Below are 7,399 nucleotides of genomic sequence, written 5' to 3' on the forward strand. Positions count from 1 at the left end.
ACCACTGTTAGGGTCTGCGTTACAAAAGAAAATATAAAAGAAGGTTTAATGCCTCCGTCGGATGGACAATGTCAACAAAAAGTTCTTCGCCGAAGCGGAAATACGGTTTGGTTCAAATTTACCTGTAAAGGAAATCCTCCAAGTACAGGAGAGGGAGAATTCACTTTTGTCGGCGATAATGCGTATAAAGGAAAAACAACAATACGGACAATGTCACAAGGTAAAGCGGAAGTAATACAAATGGATCAAACGGGGAAATGGATTTCAAACGATTGTAAAAAGACGAGAGGTGTTCTGAAAAATTGATTTCCCGCACAAAGCGGGAAAAAGAGAGTTATTTTACTTTCTCCATATATTCACCTTCAACGGTGTTGACACGGATAATATCTCCCTCAAGAACATGGTAAGGGACTTGAACCACTGCACCGGTTTCCAGTGTAGCCGGTTTTTTAGAGGCACTTGAAGTATCACCTTTAAAGTTTGGCGGAGTTTCTACAATTTTAAGTTCCATAATTTCCGGTGCTTCAACGCTGATTGCATTGCCATTGTGGAAGATCATTTGAACATTGGTACCGTCTTTGATCCATTTCATTGCATCTTCGCATTGATCATAAGTCAAACCAAGCTGTTCATAGCTTTCGTTATCCATAAACTGAAGCATTTCGCCGTCATCATACAAAAACTGCATTGTTGTATGTACCAGATTCGGTACTTCGAATTTATCACCGGCATGAATCGTTTTTTCGATCACTTTGCCATTCAAAAAACTTTTTACTTTACAACGGACAAATGCCGCCCCTTTACCCGGTTTAACGTGTTGAAACTCGACGACTTTATATGGAACGCCTGTAATCTCCAAACGTACACCTTTTTTGATATCACCCATACCGACTGTTGCCATCAGGAAACCTTTTACTATCTTTATTTGTCCGAATTTTACCCGAAACTGAGCCAAATTTCAAACTTGATGTAACTTATGGTATTATCTTAACCATTAACACCTCCTTGCCCAAAGGGGTTTTAGCTCGATTAAATTCGTTAAAGTGTATAATATTCCTTATATATTTGATTACAATCACAAATACATCACAAGGATTATGTTTATGACAACCCTTTCACGTGTCTTCAGCGCATCGCTCTTGATCGGTTCGTGCCATCTCATGGCTTCGGGCCTTTCGCTCCCTGCCGCGTTGGAAATTTTAGAAAACAACAACCTTGAAATCCGTTCCGCCAATCTTGATACCCAAAGTGCTTCAAGTGATACGGCAATCGCAAAGGGCTACAATTACGGCTCACTCGATTTTACCGAAACAACAAGCCGCTCAAATGATGCTGGAAATGTTTTTGGGTTTAAACTCAGTTCGCGGGAAGCTACATTTGGAGATTTTGGATTTGCACAATTTGATAATACCAACCCTAATATTCTCTCTGTTCAACCCAAAGACCTAAATTATCCCGGCTACCAAAACTATTTCCAAAGCAAGCTCACTTATATGGTTCCCCTCTATACCGGTGGCAAACTCAGCGCCTATAGTGATATCAGCGAAAAGATGGAAAAAATCAAAAAGCTCGATGCAGAGCACATGAAAACTGAAAAACGCTATGAATTGCGCAAAAGCTATTACGATATGGCACTCCTTCAAAACAGCCTCGATCATATGAAGATAATCTATAAAAACATTTCGACTTTAGAACATACTACCGATATGATGATCACTGAGGGGTATGCCAAAAAAGTCGATCTTCTCGAAGTAGAAGCCCGAAAGGCAAATGTTGAGCGCAGTATCACGGAGATGGAAGCGAACAAAAAGCTCCTTTACCATTACATCAGCTTCCTTTTGAATGAAAATGTCACCGAAATCGAACTCCCGAAAAAAGACTATCCGGCTTCAGCCGTCAGTGAATCGGATGTATTGGCAAACAATACCGATCTTCAAAAAGCGTCCCAGGGGTTGGAAATCCGTGAAAAAATGGTTGATGTAGCCTATGCCCCTTTTCTCCCTCAGATCGGTGCATTCGCAGAAGCTTCAAGCGCAGATAATACTTTTTTAGGTGATTTTAATGACCATAAAGCGTTTACAGTCGGTGCAAAACTCAGCTGGAATCTCTTTAACGGCGGAGTGGATAAAAACAGTCTCGAAAAAGCCCGTATCGAAAAGCTTAAAACCGTTACGCAGGTAGAACTCGCCAAAAAAGGGATTGCGCTACAATATGACAAAATCCGTACGGAAATTGAGAGCCTGAATTCTCAAGTCACCAGTCTCGAAAAAGAGTTGGAACTTTCAGATCAAATCTATAAAAATTACGAAGGACGCTATCACGAACACCTCGTATCGATGAGCGACGTGATCATCAAACAATCGCAACAGATTGAAAAAGTATTAAATTTGCAAATGGTTAAAAATCAACGAAACGAGCGTATTTTCGCTCTTGAAAAACTAAGTAACGGAGTTAAATAATGAAATTTTGGATTACCTCTCTCGCCCTCGCCTCAACACTCAGTGCTGCAGGGCTTAGCCTCTCAGGAAGCGTTATCAGTGATAACCAAAAGATGATTACCAGCCGTAATATGGGCTTTGTCACCAGCGTCAACGTCTCAGAAGGTTCCCGTGTCACTAAAGGTCAGCTTTTGTACACCATCGACTCCAGAGAGATCGATTCGGCTAAAACTCAAGTAGAACTCGGAATCGCGCAAGCTGAACTTTCCCTTCAAATGTATCAAAATCAATATGCCAACCTCGAATTGAATCTTGATCGAAACAAACGTCTATTGGCACAAGATATGGTCTCTAAATATGAAGTGGAAAACCTGGAACTTTCCAAAAAAAATCTACGGAATATGATTGAAATATCTGAACGTCAAGTCAATCAGGCCAGAGCGCGTCTTAAAGAGGTCAATAATCAGTACAACTATTTAAATGTGACCGCTCCGAATAACGGCGTTGTTGTTGCTAAAAACATCAAAGTAGGTGAAATGGCAATGCCGGGGATGCCGGCTATCGTGCTATCAGATTTAAACGCTCTCAAAATTGAGGTGGAAGTGGCTGAAAACAATTTGCAGCTGGTGCCTATCGGACAAAGAGTCAAAGTCACTATTCCATCCGTCGGATTTGTAGGAATCGGAAAAGTAAGTGCCATCATACCGAGTTCCAACCCTATGACCCACTCCTTTAAAATCAAAGTATCGTTCAATGCCAAACAAACCGTCTATCCCGGAATGTACGCTACTGTCGATATCCAGTAGGAGTCCTGATGCATATTCCTCACTCTTACCAACCTAAAGACTCTGCCGGAAAACTTGCAAAAGCTTTTTTACGCAACCCGCTAACGCCGATCCTCGGGATATTTCTTCTTGTCATCGGGTATATGGCACTTATGCTGATGCCACGAGAAGAGAACCCTCAAATGGTCGTCAGCGGCTCTACGGTTATCATCGCCCTCCCCGGTGCTACTGCCAGTGAAGTCGAAAATGTCATCGTAAAACCGCTTGAACGTAAACTCAAAGAGATCAAAGGGGTCGAACACATCTACGGTATGGCTATGGACAACGTCGCTGTTATCAATGCCGCATTCTTCATCGGTGAAGCCAAAGAGGACTCGAATCTCAAAATCTATGACAAAATCATGCAAAACATGAGCATCCTCCCGAAAGGGGCGATGCAGCCGATTATCAAACCGCTCGATATCGACGTCGATATCCCTATCGTATCGGTCGCATTTTATTCGAACAATCCTGCAATGGATCCGACCGTACTCTACGATCATGTCAAAGAGATTCAGCATCACATCAACGGCCTTCCCAACGTCGCTGTAACCGATATTAAGGGAGCTAAAAAACATCAATACAACGTATTGGTTGATATGAACCGTCTAGCCGGCTACAATCTCTCACTCGGACAAATCGTTCAAGCGACACAATCGTTAGCCTATAATGTTCCTGAAATTAAAGGAAAAACGCAAGACAATAAAATCGTGATGATCGGAGTTCGCAACGCAATAGAGAGCGTAGAAGACGTTGGGAACATTATTGTCGCCCAATACGGCGGTTCTGCCATCTATTTACGTGACGTTGCAACGATCAATGCCGGTCAGGATATCCAAAACTTCAAATCAGCGCTTGTCAGTGTCAAAGGTGAAGACGGTAAATTCTCACCGTTGAAAGATCAAGTAACTTTAACAGTATCAAAGCTTCAAGGAACAAATGCCGTCATCATCGCTGAAGCGGTCAAAGAAGAATTGGCAAAATACAAAGAGCAGATGAAGAGTGAGGGAATCAGCTACGTTATCACTCGAAATGACGGTGAGCGAGCCAACGAAGCAGTTAACGAACTCGTCTTCCATTTGATTCTCTCAATCGTAATTATCGCGATTTTGTTAGTCTTCGTACTCGGCTGGCGGGAATCGTTGATCGTCACCTTTACCGTTCCTGCGATTTTGGCAATCACCCTCTTTATCGCTTATCTTACCGGGCAAACGATCAACCGCATCACCCTCTTTGCCTTTTTGCTGAGCCTTGGGCTTCTGGTCGATGCCGCAATTATCGTTATTGAAAATATTCACCGACATTTCCATGCACCCGGTGCAGCGGACCGTGATGCCGATGAATTGATGATCGAAGCGACCGATGAGATCGGTGCTCCGACCAATATCGCAACATTGGCGATTATCCTTACGATGGTTCCAATGGCATTTGTCGGCCAAATGATGGGGCAATTTATGAAACCGATCCCTGCCAATGTCCCGGTAGCACTCGTGGCATCCTTATTTGTTGCCTATATCTTTACCCCGTATTTGGCAATACGATTGCTTAAAAAACCCGAACACCACGGAGATTCTCACTGATGTATAAAAAATTTGAAAATTATTTGCTTCTTATTCTCAACACCCCATCGAAGAAAAAAATGGTGTTATTGGGAACCCTTTTAGCCTTTATTTTATCGGTTGCCCTCATACCGACGAAACTCGTATTGGCAAAAATGCTTCCGGGGAAAAACAACGATACGTACAGTGTCTACATTGACCTTGCAAACGGAAGCTCTATTGAACAAACACGCCAAGTCAGCGAATGTGTTGTCGGAGTATTACAACACGAAAAAGAGGCATTGGATACCGAGGTGTTTTTAGGAAGCGGTTCACCGCTTGATTTTGCCGGACTTATCAAAGGATCTCATTTTAAAAACAGTGAAAATGTCGCTGAAATAGTCGTCAATCTGACAAAAAAACATAACCGTGACGAACCTTCATACATGATGGTGCAACGTCTGCGCCCGGTTATCGTAAAACAGTGTGAAAACTTATATCCTCAAACCAATATCAAATTTATTGAACCGCCTGCCGGCCCACCGACAATGGCAGCCATCGTAGCCGAAGTCTACGGAAACAAGGCCCAGGGAATTCGTCATTTGAGTGAACGTATCGAGGGAGTCTTCCGTAAAACAGACGGTCTGGTCGATATCGATATTATGCAAGATGAAATTTACGACAAATTCGAAGTACGCGTCAATACCGATAAAATCACAAAATCCGGATTAAATGTAAAGCAAGTCAATGACATTCTTTATCTTGCATTTGAAGGAATGGGCATTGCCGTTAAAAATTCTCAAAGTGCAACCGACCAGATTCCTATTTTCCTGACATTGAATCCTGAAGGGAAGAAATTTGCATCACGCGACAAAACATCGGTTGAGATGAAACTCGCAAGTCTAAAATTGATGAACCAAATGGGTATGATGGTTCCTATCACCGAGATTGTTGATATCGTACCGGTCAAATCCAATCCGATGATTATGACCAAAGACCTCCATCAAATGACAAACGTCGTCGCTGAAACCGATATGGTTTCACAGGTTTATCCGTTGATGGCGGCTCGTAATGTTATTCTCGATACTTTTGGGGATGAATACGAGATTAGTAAAACGGGGTTGTTTAATCTTCAACTCATTGATAAAAAAACCAAAGATGTTTATGACCTCAAATGGGACGGTGAGATGAAAGTAACCCTCGATACTTTCGTTGATCTCGGTGGGGCGTTTATTGCTGCGCTGGTATTGATTTTCCTCCTTATGGTTGTGTACTACAAAAGTTTTGTCATAAGCGGAATTGTATTGTTGGGAAGTTTCCTCTCAATCATCGGGGTTATTTTCGGACACTTCATTATGAATATTTTTACCGCAGATACGTTCTTTCTAACGGCAACGTCACTGATCGGATTTATTGCACTGATCGGAATCAGTTCTCGTAACTCTCTGCTGTTGATCGATTTTACCAAATCATTGATGCGCGACAAAGGGATGCACAAGAAAGAAGCGATTGCCTATGCTACCGCTACCCGTGCCAAACCTATTTTCCTCACCGCCGCAGCTATTATCCTTGCCTCAACCTTGTTAGCGAGCGATGCAGTTTTCGGAGGGCTTGGTGTATCGTTAATTTTTGGTACAATAGCAGCAGTCATTGCATCGCTCATTGTTGTTCCGGTTCTAATCGATAATTCCGATTTGGAACGGCACTTTAATTTTCATGAACGTAAAGCAGTATCAATATTGGAGCCTTAAGCCATCGTGAATACACCCGTCATTCTAATATCAACCAATGTTATGAATGATTTGCTGGGTGTAGCAAAAGATCAGAGAATCGCTGCGGATGGACTTGATTTCGACCTTCTCTCCTATGAAACCTACTTCAAAGGGACAGTAGATGAAGAGTGGCAGCACCTGATCGGAGATAATCTTTTAGAAAGTACGACGGAAGTCGAAATACGTTCCAGTGTTTTTTTACTTCGACAAGAATACCATATCCGCATTCGTAAAGCTACACCTCACCCTTATTTGGACTTACGTTTCACTCTAGCTACCGATAAACATAAAACCAAAGCCGTTGTCATCATAGACCCCCGATCAACAATTCCTCTCAAAAAAGGGATACAGGAGTGGATCAAAGAAGCTATAGTACGAAAACAGCTTCGGCATGGCTTAATGATTGGTATTTTTGATGTCAATATAGATCAAGAGATTAATCGTCTTCTCCTGAAAATTCAAAAAGAAGGCCCTCTTAAAGAGCCCTATCGTCTTCCGATCTCCGAATGTTTTCCCCCTGTTCAACCTATCAGCGATAAAGTAATACTCCACTATAAAGAACTTAGCAAAACCAATACGCTTATCCATGGGGTACAACCGGGTGACTTGATTTTAGAATATATTTTTCCAAAACACGGACGTGACGGACGTTCTTGCGATGGAGAGCATATTGAAGTCGATGAACCGACCGTTAAATATTCCAAATACATTGTTATCGATGAAAAAACCATTACCGCTCAAGAAGACACTGCCAGTATCCGTTTTTATGCCAATGCATCCGGCTACGTTCAACGTCACAAAGGTGTCTTTACGATTTCGCATGAACT

7 protein-coding genes are annotated in these 7,399 nt (G+C 42.2%); 6 read left to right on the forward strand and 1 reads right to left on the reverse strand.

Annotation, left to right across the window (positions count from 1 at the left end):
- Positions 1-306: DUF3617 domain-containing protein (locus PHP90_RS13185; protein ID WP_299930854.1), on the forward strand; the 306-nt coding region annotated here is incomplete at its 5' end.
- A 28-nt stretch (positions 307-334) separates the two neighbouring features.
- On the opposite strand, the gene efp is transcribed toward PHP90_RS13185, so the two are convergent.
- Positions 335-901, reverse strand: a complete 567-nt coding sequence (gene efp, locus PHP90_RS13190) for an elongation factor P (protein ID WP_299930856.1) — start codon at positions 899-901, stop codon at positions 335-337.
- A 202-nt stretch (positions 902-1,103) separates the two neighbouring features.
- Between efp and PHP90_RS13195 the strand changes: the two genes are divergently transcribed.
- From PHP90_RS13195 to PHP90_RS13215, 5 genes are all read left to right on the forward strand, one after another.
- Positions 1,104-2,459 (forward strand): TolC family protein, encoded by a 1,356-nt coding sequence (locus PHP90_RS13195; protein WP_299930858.1) that lies wholly within the window; start codon positions 1,104-1,106, stop codon positions 2,457-2,459.
- A complete protein-coding gene (locus PHP90_RS13200) occupies positions 2,459-3,244 on the forward strand; it encodes an efflux RND transporter periplasmic adaptor subunit (RefSeq protein ID WP_299930860.1) in 786 nt (261 codons plus the stop codon). Before PHP90_RS13195 ends, PHP90_RS13200 begins: the two co-directional genes overlap by 1 nt.
- 8 nt (positions 3,245-3,252) lie before the next feature.
- A complete protein-coding gene (locus PHP90_RS13205; protein WP_299930862.1) occupies positions 3,253-4,842 on the forward strand; it encodes an efflux RND transporter permease subunit in 1,590 nt (529 codons plus the stop codon).
- Positions 4,842-6,551, forward strand: a complete 1,710-nt coding sequence (locus tag PHP90_RS13210; protein ID WP_299930864.1) for an efflux RND transporter permease subunit — start codon at positions 4,842-4,844, stop codon at positions 6,549-6,551. The genes PHP90_RS13205 and PHP90_RS13210 overlap by 1 nt, the downstream gene beginning before the upstream one ends.
- Positions 6,552-6,557: 6 nt before the next feature.
- Positions 6,558-7,399 (forward strand): flagellar assembly protein A (locus PHP90_RS13215; protein WP_299930866.1); only part of this gene is annotated, 842 nt, incomplete at its 3' end.

The organism is Sulfuricurvum sp. (assembly GCF_028712165.1).
Taxonomy (GTDB): Bacteria; Campylobacterota; Campylobacteria; order Campylobacterales; family Sulfurimonadaceae; genus Sulfuricurvum.

Bases quoted from the DNA above. Each gene is read 5' to 3' on its own strand.
- PHP90_RS13195 (WP_299930858.1), top strand. From the start codon at position 1,104: ATGACAACCCTTTCACGTGTCTTCAGCGCATCGCTCTTGATCGGTTCG.
- PHP90_RS13205 (WP_299930862.1), top strand. From the start codon at position 3,253: ATGCATATTCCTCACTCTTACCAACCTAAAGACTCTGCCGGAAAACTT.
- PHP90_RS13200 (WP_299930860.1), top strand. From the start codon at position 2,459: ATGAAATTTTGGATTACCTCTCTCGCCCTCGCCTCAACACTCAGTGCT.
- efp (WP_299930856.1), bottom strand. From the start codon at position 901: ATGGCAACAGTCGGTATGGGTGATATCAAAAAAGGTGTACGTTTGGAG.
- PHP90_RS13210 (WP_299930864.1), top strand. From the start codon at position 4,842: ATGTATAAAAAATTTGAAAATTATTTGCTTCTTATTCTCAACACCCCA.